Consider the following 16,738-nt stretch of genomic DNA (forward strand, 5'->3'; position numbering starts at 1 on the left):
CCGGCGGTTCCAACTTTACCAGACTCTTTTTCGTTCCGTTTCCGGCCCGAATTCGATTTCCGGTGGCCTGTGGAGTGACCTTGCCTTTCGGCGGACCCGACTTTATCAGAGATTCTGAGTCGGAATTCCCGCCCCCTCCAAGGTGCTCCCTACGCACGAGTGCGCGCGGTGCTTCCCGTTCAGGCGGAGACGTAAACGTACTGGAGCGGGGCTCCCCGATGCAAATCGAGGGCCCCGCTCCAGGTCAGGCGGTCGTGAGGGTCAGACCTCGACGACGACCGGAAGGATCATCGGGCGTCGGCGGTAGGTGTCGGACACCCACTTGCCGACCGTCCGGCGGACCATCTGCTGGAGCTGGTGAGGCTCCATCACGCCGTCCTGCGCCGACTTGTCCAGGGCTTCCTGGATCTTCGGGGTGACGCCGGCGAACGCGTTGTCGTCGATGCCGGAGCCGCGGGCCTGGATGTGGGGGCCGCCCACGATCTTGCCCGAGGAGCTGTCGACCACGATGAACACCGAGATGATGCCCTCGTCGCCGAGGATGCGGCGGTCCTTGAGGGAGGTCTCGGTGACGTCGCCGACGGAGAGGCCGTCGACGTAGACGTATCCGGCCTGGACCTTGCCGACGATCTTCGCCTTGCCGTCGATGAGGTCGACGACCACGCCGTCCTCGGCGATGACGATGTGGTCCTTCGGCACGCCGGTGAGGGCACCCAGTTCGGCGTTGGCCCGCAGGTGGCGCCACTCGCCGTGGACCGGCATCAGGTTCTTCGGCTTGCAGATGTTGTAGAAGTACAGCAGCTCGCCGGCCGAGGCGTGGCCCGAGACGTGGACCTTGGCGTTGCCCTTGTGGACGACGTTGGCGCCCCAGCGGGTCAGGCCGTTGATCACGCGGTAGACCGCGTTCTCGTTGCCGGGGATGAGGGACGACGCCAGGATCACCGTGTCGCCGGGGACGATCCGGATCTGGTGGTCGCGGTTGGCCATCCGGGAGAGGGCCGCCATCGGCTCGCCCTGCGAACCCGTGCAGACCAGCACGACCTCGTCGTCCGGGAGGTCGTCGAGGGTCTTGACGTCGACGACCAGGCCGGCGGGAACGTTCAGATAGCCCAGGTCACGGGCGATGCCCATGTTGCGGACCATCGAGCGGCCGACGAAGGCGACCCGGCGGCCGTACTCGTGGGCGGCGTCCAGGATCTGCTGGATGCGGTGCACGTGGCTGGCGAAGCTCGCCACGATGATGCGCTTCTGGGCATTGGCGAACACCGTGCGCAGGACGTTGGAGATGTCCCGCTCCGGCGGCACGAAGCCAGGAACCTCGGCGTTCGTGGAGTCGGAGAGGAGGAGGTCGATGCCCTCCTCGCTGAGGCGCGCGAACGCGTGCAGGTCGGTGAGACGGCCGTCCAGCGGGAGCTGGTCCATCTTGAAGTCACCGGTGGCCACGGCCATGCCCGCGGGGGTGCGGATGGCGACGGCCAGCGCGTCCGGGATCGAGTGGTTGACCGCGATGAACTCGCAGTCGAAGCCTCCGATGCGCTCGCGCTGACCTTCCTGCACCTCAAGGGTGTAGGGGCGGATGCGGTGCTCCTGGAGCTTCGCCTCGATGAGCGCGAGGGTCAGCTTCGAGCCGATGAGGGGGATGTCCGGCTTCAGGCGCAGCAGGTACGGGACACCACCGATGTGGTCCTCGTGGCCGTGCGTGAGGACGATGCCCTCGATGTCGTCCAGACGGTCCCGGATCGTGGTGAAGTCCGGCAGGATCAGGTCGATGCCCGGCTGCTCCTCCTCGGGGAAGAGGACGCCGCAGTCGACGATGAGCAGGCGGCCGCCGTACTCGAAGACCGTCATGTTGCGGCCGATCTCGCCCAGGCCGCCGAGCGGGGTGACCCGCAGGGCGCCCTTCGGGAGCTTCGGCGGGGTACCGAGTTCAGGATGCGGATGACTCAAAAGACTCTCCTTACCACGCACGCCACGTACCGCTGAGGCACGTGGCGCGCATGTCATTCGTGCACTTGCTGTTGTCTTGGGTGGTGCCCTGGCGAGTCGCCTCGCCTGTTCTGCTGTTCAGTTGTGAAGTCTGTGATCAGAGCTCTACCCCGCCGGCGGCGAGATCGATCTTGAGCTGGGCCGTCTCCTGGACGCTGAGCTCCACGAGCGGCAGGCGCAGCGGTCCGGCCGGGAGGCCCTGGAGGGTCAGGGCGGCCTTCGTGGTGATGACGCCCTGCGTCCGGAACATGCCGGTGAAGACCGGGAGCAGCTTCTGGTGGATCTCGGTGGCCTTCTGGACGTCGCCGCTCAGGTGTGCCTCGATCAGGGCCCGCAGGTCGGGGGTGACCATGTGGCCGACGACGGAGACGAAGCCGACCGCTCCGACCGAGAGGAGCGGCAGGTTGAGCATGTCGTCGCCGGAATACCAGGCGAGGCCGGATTCGGCGATGGCCCAGCTGGCGCGGCCCAGGTCGCCCTTGGCGTCCTTGTTGGCGACGATACGCGGGTGGTCGGCCAGCCGGACGAGGGTTTCCGTGTCGATCGGCACCCCGCTGCGGCCGGGGATGTCGTACAGCATCACGGGAAGACCGGTGGAGTCGGCGATGGCCGTGAAGTGGCGGAGGAGGCCCTCCTGCGGCGGCTTGTTGTAGTACGGCGTCACGGCGAGCAGGCCGTGGGCACCGGTGCGCTCGGCCGTCCGGGCGAGCTCGACGCTGTGACGGGTGTCGTTGGTGCCGATGCCGGCGACGACGTGGGCCCGGTCTCCTACGGCTTCGAGGACCGCTCGTACGAGCTGGTCCTTCTCCGAATCACTGGTGGTCGGGGACTCACCGGTGGTGCCGTTGACGATCAGGCCGTCATTGCCTGCGTCCACCAGGTGGGCGGCGAGCCGCTGGGCGCCGTCGAGGTCGAGAGCGCCGTCCGCCGTGAAGGGCGTGACCATAGCGGTGAGGACCCGCCCGAAGGGGGTCTGCGGAGTGGAGATCGGAGCCATGGGTAACACGCTACTCGCTGCTCAGCGCGCGGGGTGCCCTCGGGGGGACGGGGAAGAGGAGCCCGGCACTGCCTGCTCGGGGGTTCAAGCAGTGCCGGGTCCGTTTGATCAGCCTAGATGAACTTCTCGAAACGCCGCAATACGGACACCGCCTATGGGGCGACCCGTCCATTTTTGTTGAAGGCGGCATGAGTGAGCGGCATCAGCTGCTGCCAGTGGGTTTCCATCTGCTCGCCGACCATCTCGATCTCGCGCTGAGGGAAGGACGGCACCTTCGCCAGCTCGTGCTGGGTGCGCAGGCCCAGGAAGTGCATCAGCGAGCGCGCGTTGCAGGTGGCGTACATCGAGGAGAACAGACCCACGGGGAGGACCGCGCGGGCGACCTCACGGGCCACGCCCTTCGCCAGCATCTCCTGGTACGCCTCGTAGGAGGCCCGGTAGGACTCCTCCATGGCGCGGGTCGTGACGTCGTACTGCTCCTCGGTGCCCTGGACGAACTCGTACTTGCCGGGGCGGCCCTGCTGGACCAGCTTTCGGGAGGTTCCGGGGACGTAGAAGACCGGCTCCAGCTCCCTGTAGCGGCCCGATTCCTCGTTGTACGACCAGCCGACGCGGTGCCGCATGAACTCGCGGAACACGAAGATCGGGGCGCTGATGAAGAACGTCATCGAGTTGTGCTCGAACGGACTGCCGTGCCGGTCCCGCATGAGGTAGTTGATGAGTCCCTTGGAGCGCTCGGGGTCCTTGGTGACCTCTTCGAGCGACTGCTCGCCGGCGGTGGAGACCCGGGCGGCGAACAGCACGTCCGCGTCGCGCGCGTCGCTCTTCACCAGCTCGACGGTGACGTCACTGCGGAAGTGGGGCTTGGCGGGTTCGGGGGTGTCGGTCACCGACGGGGGTCCTTCCAGGGGCATCGCTCGGGCGGCGACCACTTTACGGGCCGAAGGACCGTGCATGTACGGGGCGGTCTCGGGCAGCCGTTCGTGGAGTTCCCCCAACAAGTACGGCGATTCGGGCACCGATTCGGGCTGTCGTACGTCTGACTCAATAGCAGCACCCGTCATGCAGATCAAGGAGAGTTTCCTCATGTTCCGCCGGCGTGAAGCCGTCCCGTTCTCGTTCGTCGCCGAGTCCGACCGGTTCCGCAGTAATGTCACTCCCCCTCCCACCGCCCGCGCCACCGTTCCCGAGCTGCTGGGGCGGTCCCTCGTCGGGCTGACCGTGGTCGCCGGTCTCGTGGGCTCCCTGCTCCTGGGCCTCCCGGCGCTCGACGCCGAGCAGTCCGCGGGGCACGACAAGCAGTCCACCGCGTCTCAGGGCCGCTGAGCCGTGGGCCGCTGACTCGTACGGACCCCCTGGGGTGGTCGGGCCGGGGGCCCGCTCGGTAGCCTCACCGGGCACAGCAATCGAGCGTGCTTGTGAGTGAGGATGAGTCGTGCCCCTGCCCTTTCTGACGGCCGACCGCGCATTCGACGCGAGCGCGGAGGACGTCGCGCTGCCGTTCGACGACCACGACAGCTGGCGGCGGCCCTACCGCCCCGGTCCGTGGCGGGTCGCGGCGGCGGCCACCCTGTTGTTGCTGGCCTCGTTCGTTCTGCTCGCAGCCATGATCATCGGAGTGGCCGGAGCGCCTTCGGGCGCCACGGTGTGTCTGCTGCTCGCCGGTGCCGTGATCGCCGCCGCCCTGCGGCTGCTGCGGGCCGGTGCGTGGGTCAGCCGCCACGGTGTCCGGCGCGTCGGGTTCTTCCGGACCGTCACGGTGGCCTGGAGCGACACGTCGGCGGTTCGTACGGTCCAGCAGCCCGTGAAGTGGATGGGCTCTCCCCGTACGGTCCAGGGCCAGGCGCTCGTCGTGGTCCGGCGGAGCGGTGAGACGCTGCCGCCGCTGGCCACCGACCACAATGCGGATTTCCTCGGGCGCGAGGAGGCGTTCGAGCGGGCCACGGATGCGGTGGAGGCCTGGGCGGATGAGTATCGGCTCGGGTGAGCGTCTGGCTGTCGCCGTCTGTGTGTGAGTGAGCCCGGGACCCTTGTGGGGGTCCCGGGCTCACGTGCGTACGGGTGGAAAGATGCCCTCAAGCGCCGGACGGGCTTGAATTCGTCCTCAAGCGCCGGACGGGCTGGAGGGTGCGGCCGGGCTCGAAGGTGCCGGCTCACCGGACGGGGACGTGGGCACGGTCGGGCTTGAGGGGGTGCTCGGCCTGGACTTGTGCAGCGCGATGGCCCTCTGCATGGCCTTGCGGGCCCTCGGGGTGTCCCTCGCGTCCTGGTAGGCGACCGCCAGCCTGAACCAGGTGCGCCAGTCGTCCGGGGCGTCCTCGGTCTCCTCGCGGCGCTTGGTGAAGACCGCGTCGGCGGCGTCCCGGTCGATGCGGCCGGACGGGGTGCGGGCCAGGTCGTCGACCGGGAGGCCGCCCTCGGCGTCCAGCTCGGCGGCCAGGGCGTTGGCCCGGCGGACGAACTGGGTGTTCTTCCACAGGAACCAGACGCCGATCACCGGCAGGATCAGCACGGCGACGCCGAACGTGACCGTGACCGCGGTGCCGTGCCGGATGAGCATCAGGCCGCGGCTGCCGACCAGGACGAAGTAGAAGACCAGGACGGCGGCCGTGATGAAGTAGGTGATCTTCGCGCGCATGGGGGCCCGTCAGTTCAGGTCGAGGAAGTGTTCCAGGCCGAACGTGAGGCCGGGAGTGGTCACCACGCGGCGGACGCCGAGCAGGATGCCCGGCATGAAGCTGCTGTGGTGGAGGGAGTCGTGCCGGATCGTGAGGGTCTCGCCCTCGCCGCCGAGCAGCACTTCCTGGTGGGCCAGCAGGCCGCGGAGGCGGATCGCGTGGACCGGGACGCCGTCGACGTCCGCGCCGCGGGCGCCGTCCAGGGCGGTGGTGGTGGCGTCCGGCTGGGGGGCGCTGCCGGCCTTGGCGCGGGCCGCCGCGATGAGCTGGGCGGTGCGGGTCGCGGTGCCGGAGGGGGCGTCGACCTTGTTGGGGTGGTGGAGTTCGACGACCTCGACGGATTCGAAGTAGCGGGCGGCCTGCTCCGCGAACTTCATGGTCAGGACGGCTCCGATGGAGAAGTTCGGGGCGATGAGGACCCCGGTCTCCGGGGAGTTGTCCAGCCAGCCGTTCAGCTGCGCGAGCCGTTCGTCGGTCCAGCCGGTGGTGCCGACGACGGCGTGGATGCCGTGCCGGACGCAGAAGTCGAGGTTGCCCATCACCGATGCGGGGGTGGTCAGCTCGACGGCGACCTGGGCGCCCGCCTCGGCGAGGGCCTCCAGCTTGTCGCCCCGGCCGAGGGCCGCCACCAGCTCCAGGTCCTCGGCGGCCTCGACGGCTCGTACGGCCTCGGAGCCGATCCGGCCCTGAGCACCGAGAACGGCTACGCGCAGCTTGCTCATCTTGATTCCTTAAGGGATTAGGAGACCGCTTCGTGGAGGCGGTCCGCCTGCTTGTCCTTGAGCGGGCCGATGACCGAGAGCGAGGGGCGCTGGGTGAGGAGTTCGCCCGCCACGTCCCGTACGTCGTCGGGGGTGACCTCCGCGATACGGGCCAGCATGTCGTCGACCGACATCTGCTCGCCCCAGCACAGCTCGCTCTTGCCGATACGGTTCATCAGCGCGCCGGTGTCCTCCAGGCCGAGGACGGTGGAGCCGGAGAGCTGGCCGATGGCGCGGGTGATCTCGTCGTCGTCCAGGCCGTGGGTAGCGACCCGGTCCAGTTCGTCGCGGCAGATCTTCAGGACGTCGTGGACCTGGTTGGGCCGGCAGCCCGCGTAGACGCCGAAGAGGCCGCAGTCGGCGAAGCCCGAGGTGTACGAGTACACGCTGTAGGCCAGGCCGCGCTTCTCCCGTACCTCCTGGAAGAGGCGCGAGCTCATTCCGCCGCCGAGGGCCGTGTTGAGGACCCCGAGGGCCCAGCGGCGGTCGTCGGTGCGGGCGAGGCCGGGCATGCCGAGGACCACGTGGGCCTGTTCGGTCTTGCGGTTCAGCAGCTCGACCTTGCCTGCGGCGCGCAGGGTGCGGGAGCCCTCGCGGGGTGCCATGGGCACCGCGTCCGTACGGGAGAGGGCGCCGGCCTTCTCGAAGGCGCGGCGGACCTGGCGTACGACCGTGGCGTGGTCGACGTTGCCCGCGGCGGCGACGACCAGGTGCGTGGGGTCGTAGTGCTTCTTGTAGAAGCGGGCGATCTGGCCGCGGTTCAGGGCGTTGATCGTGTCGACGGTGCCGAGGACGGGGCGGCCGAGGGGGGTGTCGCCGAGCATGGTGTGCGCGAACAGGTCGTGCACGCAGTCGCCCGGGTCGTCCTCGGTCATCGCGATCTCTTCGAGGATGACGCCGCGCTCGGCGTCGACGTCCTCGGGGGCGATCAGCGATCCGGTCAGCATGTCGCAGACGACGTCGATGGCCAGCGGCAGGTCGGTGTCGAGGACCCGCGCGTAGTAGCAGGTGTACTCCTTCGCCGTGAAGGCGTTCATCTCGCCGCCGACCGCGTCGATGGCGGAGGAGATGTCGAGGGCCGTGCGCTGGGCGGTGCCCTTGAAGAGGAGGTGTTCGAGGTAGTGGGTCGCGCCGTTCAGGGTGGGCGTCTCGTCGCGGGAGCCGACGTTCGCCCAGATGCCGAAGGTGGCGGACCGGACGGAGGGCAGCGTCTCGGTGACGATCCGCAGACCGCCGGGGAGGACGGTCCGGCGGACCGTTCCGATGCCGTTGCTGCCCTTGAGAAGCGTTTGGGTACGGGCGACGGCCCGCCCCTCCGAGGAGGTGCGGGCCGTCGTCGCGGAACTACGGGACGTCACTTGTCGGTGTCGTCCTTCTTCTCGTCCTCTTCACCCTCGATGACGGGGATGAGGGAGAGCTTGCCGCGGGAGTCGATCTCGGCGATCTCGACCTGGACCTTGGCGCCGACGCCGAGCACGTCCTCGACGTTCTCCACGCGCTTGCCACCGGCGAGCTTGCGGATCTGCGAGATGTGCAGCAGACCGTCCTTGCCCGGCATGAGCGAGACGAACGCACCGAAGGTGGTGGTCTTGACGACCGTACCCAGGTAGCGCTCGCCGACCTCCGGCATGGTCGGGTTGGCGATCGCGTTGATCGTGGCGCGGGCGGCCTCGGCCTGCGAGCCCTGCTGGGCACCGATGTAGATGGTGCCGTCGTCCTCGATCGTGATGTCGGCGCCGGTGTCCTCCTGGATCTGGTTGATCATCTTGCCCTTGGGGCCGATGACCTCACCGATCTTGTCCACCGGGATCTTGACGGTGATGATCCGCGGGGCGTTCGGGGACATCTCGTCCGGGACGTCGATGGCCTCGTTCATGACGTCCAGGATGTGCAGACGCGCGTCACGGGCCTGCTTCAGCGCGGCGGCCAGCACCGAGGCGGGGATGCCGTCGAGCTTGGTGTCGAGCTGGAGCGCGGTCACGAACTGCTTCGTACCGGCGACCTTGAAGTCCATGTCGCCGAAGGCGTCCTCCGCACCGAGGATGTCGGTGAGGGCGACGTAGTGGGTCTTGCCGTCGATCTCCTGCGAGATCAGACCCATGGCGATACCGGCGACGGCGGCCTTGAGGGGCACACCGGCGTTCAGCAGCGACATGGTGGAGGCGCAGACCGAGCCCATGGACGTCGAGCCGTTGGAGCCCAGCGCCTCGGAGACCTGGCGGATCGCGTAGGGGAACTCCTCGCGGGTCGGGAGGACCGGCACGATGGCGCGCTCGGCGAGCGCACCGTGGCCGATCTCGCGGCGCTTGGGCGAGCCCACGCGGCCGGTCTCACCGACGGAGTACGGCGGGAAGTTGTAGTTGTGCATGTAACGCTTGCGGGTCACCGGGGAGAGGGTGTCCAGCTGCTGCTCCATCCGGAGCATGTTGAGGGTGGTGACGCCCAGGATCTGGGTCTCGCCACGCTCGAACAGCGCCGAGCCGTGCACGCGCGGGATGGCCTCGACCTCGGCGGCGAGCGTACGGATGTCCGTGACGCCACGGCCGTCGATGCGGACCTTGTCCTTGATGACGCGCTCGCGGACCAGCTTCTTGGTCAGCGCGCGGTACGCGGCGGAGATCTCCTTCTCGCGGCCCTCGAACTCCGGGAGGAGCTTCTCGGCGGCGATCTCCTTGACGCGGTCCAGCTCGGTCTCGCGGTCCTGCTTGCCGGCGATGGTGAGCGCCTGCTTCAGCTCCGGCGTGACGGCCTTGGCCAGGGCGTCCAGGACGTCGTCCTGGTAGTCCAGGAAGACCGGGAAGTCGCCCTCGGGCTTGGCGGCCTTGGACGCCAGGTCCGACTGCGCCTTGCAGAGGGCCTTGATGAAGGGCTTCGCCGCTTCCAGACCGGCGGCGACGATCTCCTCGGTGGGAGCCTCGGCGCCGTCCTTGACGAGCTGGATGGTCTTCTCGGTGGCCTCGGCCTCGACCATCATGATCGCGACGTCGCCGTCCTCCAGGACGCGACCGGCGACGACCATGTCGAAGACGGCGTCCTCGAGCTCGGTGTGCGTCGGGAAGGCGACCCACTGGCCCTTGATCAGGGCGACGCGGGTGGCGCCGATCGGGCCGGAGAAGGGCAGGCCCGCGAGCTGGGTGGAGCAGGAGGCGGCGTTGATCGCGACCACGTCGTACAGGTGGTCGGGGTTGAGCGCCATGACCGTCTCGACGATCTGGATCTCGTTGCGCAGGCCCTTCTTGAAGGACGGGCGCAGCGGGCGGTCGATCAGACGGCAGGTGAGGATCGCGTCCTCGGAGGGGCGGCCCTCACGGCGGAAGAAGGAGCCGGGGATCTTGCCGGCCGCGTACTGCCGCTCCTCGACGTCCACCGTGAGGGGGAAGAAGTCGAGGTTGTCCTTGGGCCGCTTGGAAGCGGTGGTGGCCGACAGCACCATGGTGTCGTCGTCCAGGTACGCGACGGCGGAGCCGGCGGCCTGCTTGGCCAGGCGGCCCGTCTCGAAGCGGATGGTGCGGGTGCCGAAGGTGCCGTTGTCGATGACGGCCTCGGCGTAGTGGGTCTCGTTCTCCACTAGTGATTTCTCCATACTCGTCGTCTTTCGTCCGCGCGCCCGTGTGGCGCGGGACGGTGCGGGAGAGGCGCACCGTGGATGCGGGCCGGTCTTCGATCGAAGCTCCCGGGCATGTTCCCGGGGGCCACTACCGAGGACCGGCGGCGGCGTCGTAGCGCCTCTCCCTCGTTCTTGCTCGATCTTGCTTCTCGCGCGTGTTCGTCGCGCGGGTCCTACGGGTCGTGCGGGTGTCGCTGCACCCAGGTTACTGAGCTTGACACCGGTCCTGCACGTACGGCAAAGGGAGCGGTCCCCTCAAACGCGGGAACCGCTCCCTCTCCACAGCGTCCTTACTTGGCGCCGCCGGCCGCGCCACGGCGGATGCCGAGGCGGTCGACGAGCGCACGGAAGCGCTGGATGTCCTTCTTGGCCAGGTACTGCAGGAGGCGGCGACGCTGGCCGACCAGGATCAGCAGACCACGACGGGAGTGGTGGTCGTGCTTGTGCGTCCGGAGGTGCTCGGTCAGGTCCGAGATCCGGCGGGAGAGCATGGCGACCTGGACCTCGGGGGATCCGGTGTCACCCTCCTTCTGGGCGAACTCGGACATGATCTGCTTCTTCGTAGCGGCGTCGAGCGGCACGCGTACTCCTCTTGATGTTCGAAGCGCCCACGAGTGCCCCTGGTCTTGATCTCAGGGGAGCTTCCGTGACTCGGAGGCGAAGGTCCGATGAGCGCAGCCCCCAGGATGATCCGAGGGCGCGTACACAAACGGCCACCGCACAGACTACCAGCCGTTCGGGTCACGCCCCGCCGGTCATCTGCTTGACCGGCGGGGCGTGACCCGGTGATCAGCTGGTGAGGGCCCGGATCGAGTGGTAGACGTCGAAGACCGCGAGGCAGAGCGGGAGCAGCGTCAGCAGGACGACCGTCTCGGCGATCTCCAGGAAGCGTCCCCAGAACGGGGTGACGCCCTTGCTCGGCACGATCAGGCCGATGGCGGTGATCAGGACGGCGACGCCGGCGACGGCCGCGGCGAGCCACACCGTACGGATGTCGAGTGCGGCCCCGTCGCCCCGCAGTGCGTCGCGCACGATGGCGACCGGCGGGTTCAGGGAGAGCCCGAGGCCGAGGAGCACCAGGGAGGCGAGGCCCGCGGCGAGCGCGCAGCCGACCTGGGCGGTGTAGCGGAACAGGTGGGCGCGCATCAGCATGGCGACGCCGGTGGCCAGGGCCAGCAGCTGGCCCCAGACGTTGTCCGAGAAGCCCAGCACGGCGGCGGCCGCCACGGCGACCAGGGCGCAGCCGCCGACCAGGCCGAGGAGCAGTTCGTGGCCGCGACGCGCCTGGGCGGCGAGGCGTTCGGCGTCGACCGGGCCGGTGGGCGCGGGCTCGGAGGTCCCGTAGTCGCCGACAGTGGTGCGGGGCGGCTCGAATCCGATGGGGATCCGGGCGAAGCGGGTGGAGAGTCCCGGCAGGAAGGCGAGGGCGCCGACGGCGAGCGGGGAGCACACGGCGGCGGCCTCGATCGGCCGCATGCCGGTCATGATCGCGATGAAGGTGACCAGGAGGCCGACGGCGCTCGCGAAGACGAACGCGACGAACGGGCCGTCCCCGCCGGGCGCGACGATCATCAGGATGACCGCGACGACGAGGACCGCCGCGCAGGCGAGCAGGAACTGCAGCCGTCCGATGCCCTGCCCGGCGCTCAGGGACAGCAGGCCGGAGCCGGCGACGGCCGCGTTGACCAGGGCGCCGATGCCGAGCGCGATCGACGAGGCCCGGTCCTCGTACACCCGCGCACGCACGCAGGCGAACGCGAGGAGGAGCAGGGCGACGACCGCGGCCAGGATTCCGGGCAGGCCGTTCATGTCGTGGCGCGGGTCGGCGGTCCACAGGACGAAGCCGAGCAGGGACAGCAGGACGGAGCCGCCGAAGAGGCCGGCGCCGCGCATGAGCGAGTCGCCCCAGAGCGTGCGGTCCTTGGCCACGGCGGTGGCGACGGCGTCCGACACGTCGTCGAAGACCGCGGGGGGCAGCGATTCGGAGAAGGGCCGCATCGACAGCAGCTCGCCGTCGAGGATGCGGTGGCCGGCGAGCGTACGGGCGCTGTCCAGGACGGTGCCGTCGCGGCGGACCAGGTGGTAGCCGACCGGGGCGCCGGGGGCGGGGCTCTGGCCGGACAGCCGGAGGATCTCCGGATACAGGTCGGCGACGGGGATGTCCTCGGGCAGGGCCACGTCGACCCGGCCGTCGGGCGCGACGACCGTGACCCGGCAGAATCCGGTGCTGCTGCCGGACGGGGTCCCGTGACTCTGCCGACCGGATCCGGTGGCTGCCGCTTGGGCCGTCATGGTCACCTGGTGCTCCCCCTACTACTGACTTGTACTGCCTACTGGTACCGACTTGTACTGCCTGCTGACGTGCACTGCCCTGTACTGCGCTTGTTCTGGGCTGTGCCGCGCTCGTTCCGTTAGGTTGCGACGCGCCTGTTCCGTGAGCTTGCGACGCGCTCGTTCTGCGTCGCTCTGCTCTGTTCCGCGCTTCGGCTTCCGCGTTCGTCCCGAATGACCGCCTTCGCGCGACAGTTAGCGGTGCGTACACGCGTCGCGACACCCTACCGCCATGGGAGTGGCGCCACGCCAGTAGGATCCTTCCCGCGGATGGAGCCCGTCGCCACGGGGGCGCCGATAGGAACACTTCCGTCCGGCAAGGGAATTGGTGAGCTGTGAGCCAGATCGTCGTCAAGCGCCCACCGCGGGCCCTGCCCACCGAAGTGCCGGTCGAGCAGGTGCAGTTGCAACCTCCGCCGGAACTCCCCCGGGGCCAGCAGGAGGGGGCGCTGATGCAGCTCCTGCCGATGCTGGGCATGGGTGGGTCCGTCGTCTTCTTCTTCATGACGCCGAACCCGATCATGCGCATCATGGGCATGATCATGATCGCCTCGACGGTCGGTATGGCCATCGCGATGCTCGTACGGTACCGACGGGGCACCCAGGGCGAGCTGGCGGATCTGCGCCGCGACTACCTGAAGTACCTGACGCAGACCCGGCGTACCGTGCTGAAGACGGCCCGCAAGCAGCGCGACGCGCAGTTCTACCTCCACCCCTCTCCCGAGCAGCTGTGGGCGCTCGTCGCCGAGGGCAGCCGGGTGTGGGAGCGGCGCGCGGGTGACGCGGACTTCGCGCAGGTGCGCATCGGTCTGGGCAGTCAGGAGCTGGCGACGCCGCTCATCGCGCCCGAGACGGCGCCCGTGGACGAACTGGAGCCGCTGGCCGCCGGGGCGATGCAGCAGTTCCTGGCGACGCACTCCACGCTGGACGGCCTGCCCATGGCCGTCTCGTTGCGGGCGTTCTACCACCTGACGATCAGCGGTCACGCGGAGTCCGCGCGCTCCGCGGCACGGGCGATGGTCGGCGGTCTCGCCTCCCTGCACTCCCCCGAGGACCTGGTGATCGCGGTCGCGACGGGTAGAGAGGCGGCGCCGCAGTGGGAGTGGGCGAAGTGGCTGCCGCACGCGCAGGCTCCGGGCCCCGCGGACGGGGCGGGGAGTCGGCGGCTGATCACCACCAGCCTGCCGGCCCTGGAGGATCTGCTGGCCGGCCGGCTGGAGGGCAGGCCGCGCTTCCAGCCCGGCGGGCAGCCGCTCGTGGAGCAGCCCCATGTCGTCGTGGTCCTGGACGGTGAGTCGGTGCCGCCCATGTCGGTGCTGGCGTCGGCGGAGGGCCTGCAGGGCGTGACGGTCATCGAGGTGGTGCCGGGCGAGGTGACCGGGGCCCGCGGGGGCCTCTCCGTCGTGGTGCAGCCGAAGACGTTGCAGCTGGAGTCGGGCCAGGGACTGGTCTACGACGGGGTTCCGGACCTGCTCAGTTACGAGGCGGCCGAGGCGCTCGCCCGCCAGCTGGCCCCGCTGCACATGGCGACGGGCGGGGACGACGACGAACCCCTGCTGGCCAACCTGGAGTTCACCGATCTGCTGAACCTGGGGGACGCCGCGTCGATCGAGGTCAGCCGGACCTGGCGGCCGCGGTCGCAGGCGGAGCGGCTGCGGGTGCCGATCGGTGTGGGCGAGGACGGTTCGCCCGTGATGCTGGACCTGAAGGAGGCGGCGCAGGAGGGTATGGGCCCGCACGGCCTGTGCGTGGGCGCCACCGGTTCCGGTAAGTCCGAGCTGCTGCGCACCCTGGTGCTCGGCCTGGCCGTCACCCACACCTCGGAGACACTGAACTTCGTCCTCGCCGACTTCAAGGGCGGTGCGACCTTCGCCGGTATGGCGCAGATGCCGCATGTCGCGGCCGTGATCACCAACCTCGCGGACGACCTGACGCTGGTCGACCGCATGGGTGACTCCATCCGCGGTGAGCTCAACCGCCGGCAGGAGATGCTGCGCGACGCGGGCAACTACGCCAACATCCACGACTACGAGAAGGCGCGGGCGGCCGGGGCGCCGCTGCAGCCCATTCCCTCGCTCGTGCTGGTCATCGACGAGTTCAGTGAACTCCTCACCGCGAAGCCCGACTTCATCGAGATGTTCGTCCAGATCGGGCGTATCGGCCGGTCGCTGGGCGTGCATCTGCTGCTGGCTTCGCAGCGGCTGGAAGAGGGGCGGCTGCGCGGTCTGGAGACGTATCTGTCGTACCGGGTGGGTCTGCGGACGTTCTCGGCGGCGGAGTCGCGGGCCGCGATCGGGGTGCCCGACGCGTACCACCTGCCGAACGTGCCCGGTTCCGGGCTGCTCAAGTTCGGTACGGAGGAGATGGTCCGGTTCAAGGCCGCGTACGTCTCCGGGGTGTACCGCTCGGGTGCGCACCGGGCGGCGGCGCCGGGTGCTCCGCTGCCGGTGGACCGCAGGCCGGTTCCGTTCACGGCAGCGCCGGTTCCGGTGCAGTACGTCCAGCGGGCGGCGCAGGCCGGGGGCGTACCGGAGCAGCGCTCGGCGGAGGACGACGCGCTGGCGGACACGGTGCTCGATGTGATCGTGCGCCGGCTGGAGGGCCGGGGGGCCTCCGCGCACCAGGTGTGGCTGCCGCCGCTGGACAATCCGCCGTCGATGGACGAGCTGCTGCCGGGCCTCTCGCCGGTACAGGGCCGGGGGCTGACGCAGCCCGGTTTCGAGGGGGCGGGCCGGCTGGTCGCGCCGATCGGCGTCATCGACAAGCCGTTCGAGCAGCGGCGCGACACCCTCTACCGGGACTTCTCCGGCGCGGCCGGTCATATGCAGATCACCGGTGGCCCGCAGTCGGGGAAGTCGACGCTGCTGCGGACGATCATCGCCGGTTTCGCGCTCACGCACACGCCGGCGGAGGTCCAGTTCTACGGACTCGACTTCGGTGGTGGCGGCATGTCCTCCATCGCCGGTCTGCCGCACGTCGGCGGGGTGGCCTCCCGCCTCGACCCCGAGCGGGTTCGCCGTACGGTCGCCGAGGTGTACGGCATCATGGCGCGGCGCGAGGAGTACTTCCGCAGCGCCGGGATCGACTCCATCGCCACGTTCCGCCGGCTGCGGGCGCGCGGTGACATCTCGGTGACGGACCAGCCGTGGGGCGACGTCTTCCTGGTCATCGACGGGTGGGGCAACTTCCGCACGGACTACGAAGGTCTTGAGGACGCGGTCACGGACATCGCCGCCCGCGGACTGGGTTACGGCATCCACCTGATCATCACGGCGTCGCGTTCCATGGAGGTGCGGGCCAGCCTGAAGGACCAGCTCATGAACCGCCTGGAGCTGCGCCTCGGCGATCCCATGGACTCCGAGCTGGACCGCAAGGTGTCGGCCAACGTGCCCGCCGGGGTGCCGGGTCGCGGCCAGACGCCGGAGGCGCTGCACTTCATGGCGGCGGTGCCGCGGATCGACGGCATCAACTCCGACAGCGACCTCTCCGAGGCCACCGCCGCGATGAACCAGGAGGTCACCCGCCACTGGACGGCGGCGCCCGCTCCCGCGGTGCGTCTGCTGCCGCGCGAGCTTCCGGCGAGCGAACTCCCGGCCGGCTACGCGGTTCCGGAGCGCGGTATCGCCTTCGGCATCGACGAGAACAACCTGGAGCCGGTGTACCTGAACTTCGAACAGGACCCGTTCTTCCTGGCGTTCGGCGAGAGCGAGTCCGGGAAGTCCAACCTGCTGCGGTTGATCATCAAGCAGCTCACCGAGCGGTACGACGGTGATTCCTGCAAGCTCTTCGTCATCGACAACCGGCGTTCGCTGCTGGACGTGACTCCGCGCTCGCACCTGGCGGAGTACATCCCGATGTCCAACAACATGGAACATCACATGACGGCGCTGTACGACCTGATGAAGCGCCGTACGCCGTCGGCCGACGTCACGGCGCAGGAACTGCGCGACCAGAGCTGGTGGCAGGGCCCCACGGTGTACGTCGTCATCGACGACTTCGACCTGGTCGCCACGTCGAGCGGCAACCCGCTGGCGCCGATCACGGAGATGCTGCCGTTCGCCCGTGACGTGGGCGTCCGCTTCATCGTCGCGCGCAGCTCGGCGGGGGCCAGCCGGGCCCTGTACGAACCCTTCCTCCAGCGCATGATCGAGCTGGGTGCCCAGGGGCTGATGCTGTCGGGCGACCCGGGCGAGGGCGACATCATGGGCAACGTGCGGCCGCGGCCGATGCCGCCGGGCCGGGGCATCTTCGTGACGCGGCGGCGGGGGAACCCGTTGGTGCAGACGGGGGTGCTCGGCGGGGAGCGGTAGGAGGACCGGTCCTAAGGGTGAAACGAGGAAGGTGCGGGGCCCTGGGGCTCCGCACCTTCCTTGTTCCG

Annotated in this window: 12 protein-coding genes; 3 read left to right on the forward strand and 9 right to left on the reverse strand. The window is 69.4% G+C overall.

From position 1 onward, the window contains the following. Positions 1–261: 261 nt before the first annotated feature. The 3 genes from IE134_RS27635 to thyX form a co-directional block, all read right to left on the reverse strand. Entirely contained in the window at positions 262–1,947 is a 1,686-nt protein-coding gene (locus tag IE134_RS27635; protein WP_010061839.1) for a ribonuclease J, read from the reverse strand. A 136-nt stretch (positions 1,948–2,083) separates the two neighbouring features. Next, the gene (gene dapA, locus IE134_RS27640; RefSeq protein WP_030715857.1) at positions 2,084–2,983 is read right to left on the reverse strand and encodes a 4-hydroxy-tetrahydrodipicolinate synthase; all 900 of its coding nucleotides are present in this window, start codon (positions 2,981–2,983) and stop codon (positions 2,084–2,086) included. A 152-nt stretch (positions 2,984–3,135) separates the two neighbouring features. Continuing rightward, positions 3,136–3,873 carry an FAD-dependent thymidylate synthase gene (gene thyX / locus IE134_RS27645; protein ID WP_006128002.1) on the reverse strand — a complete coding sequence of 246 codons (738 nt, stop codon included), beginning with the start codon at positions 3,871–3,873 and terminating at the stop codon, positions 3,136–3,138. Positions 3,874–4,069: 196 nt separating this feature from the next. On the opposite strand from thyX, the gene IE134_RS27650 reads away from it, so the two are divergent. After that, positions 4,070–4,309 carry a hypothetical protein gene (locus IE134_RS27650; RefSeq protein ID WP_010061841.1) on the forward strand — a complete coding sequence of 80 codons (240 nt, stop codon included), beginning with the start codon at positions 4,070–4,072 and terminating at the stop codon, positions 4,307–4,309. 109 nt (positions 4,310–4,418) lie between these two features. After that, positions 4,419–4,970 carry an SCO5741 family PH domain-containing membrane protein gene (locus IE134_RS27655; RefSeq protein WP_189432053.1) on the forward strand — a complete coding sequence of 184 codons (552 nt, stop codon included), beginning with the start codon at positions 4,419–4,421 and terminating at the stop codon, positions 4,968–4,970. A gap of 117 nt (positions 4,971–5,087) precedes the next feature. Here the strand turns inward: IE134_RS27655 and IE134_RS27660 are convergent, their stop codons facing one another. The 6 genes from IE134_RS27660 to eccD all read right to left on the reverse strand — a co-directional run bounded on the left by IE134_RS27660 (position 5,088) and on the right by eccD (position 12,321). Further along, on the reverse strand, positions 5,088–5,621 hold the full coding sequence (locus IE134_RS27660) for a tetratricopeptide repeat protein (RefSeq protein WP_030715855.1): 534 nt from the start codon (positions 5,619–5,621) through the stop codon (positions 5,088–5,090). A gap of 9 nt (positions 5,622–5,630) precedes the next feature. Next, the gene (dapB, locus tag IE134_RS27665) at positions 5,631–6,383 is read right to left on the reverse strand and encodes a 4-hydroxy-tetrahydrodipicolinate reductase (protein WP_030715853.1); all 753 of its coding nucleotides are present in this window, start codon (positions 6,381–6,383) and stop codon (positions 5,631–5,633) included. A gap of 17 nt (positions 6,384–6,400) precedes the next feature. After that, positions 6,401–7,780, reverse strand: a complete 1,380-nt coding sequence (locus IE134_RS27670; protein ID WP_030715851.1) for a M16 family metallopeptidase — start codon at positions 7,778–7,780, stop codon at positions 6,401–6,403. Next, positions 7,777–9,990 carry a polyribonucleotide nucleotidyltransferase gene (locus IE134_RS27675; RefSeq protein ID WP_030715848.1) on the reverse strand — a complete coding sequence of 738 codons (2,214 nt, stop codon included), beginning with the start codon at positions 9,988–9,990 and terminating at the stop codon, positions 7,777–7,779. Before IE134_RS27675 ends, IE134_RS27670 begins: the two co-directional genes overlap by 4 nt. Positions 9,991–10,319: 329 nt before the next feature. After that, positions 10,320–10,610 (reverse strand): 30S ribosomal protein S15, encoded by a 291-nt coding sequence (rpsO, locus tag IE134_RS27680; protein ID WP_030085294.1) that lies wholly within the window; start codon positions 10,608–10,610, stop codon positions 10,320–10,322. A gap of 208 nt (positions 10,611–10,818) precedes the next feature. After that, on the reverse strand, positions 10,819–12,321 hold the full coding sequence (eccD, locus tag IE134_RS27685; RefSeq protein ID WP_032789279.1) for a type VII secretion integral membrane protein EccD: 1,503 nt from the start codon (positions 12,319–12,321) through the stop codon (positions 10,819–10,821). A gap of 374 nt (positions 12,322–12,695) precedes the next feature. On the opposite strand from eccD, the gene eccCa reads away from it, so the two are divergent. Beyond that, on the forward strand, positions 12,696–16,670 hold the full coding sequence (gene eccCa, locus IE134_RS27690) for a type VII secretion protein EccCa (RefSeq protein ID WP_098019719.1): 3,975 nt from the start codon (positions 12,696–12,698) through the stop codon (positions 16,668–16,670). Positions 16,671–16,738 lie beyond the last annotated feature (68 nt).

This window comes from Streptomyces rubiginosohelvolus, assembly GCF_014649875.1.
GTDB classification, from domain to species: Bacteria; Actinomycetota; Actinomycetes; order Streptomycetales; family Streptomycetaceae; genus Streptomyces; species Streptomyces rubiginosohelvolus.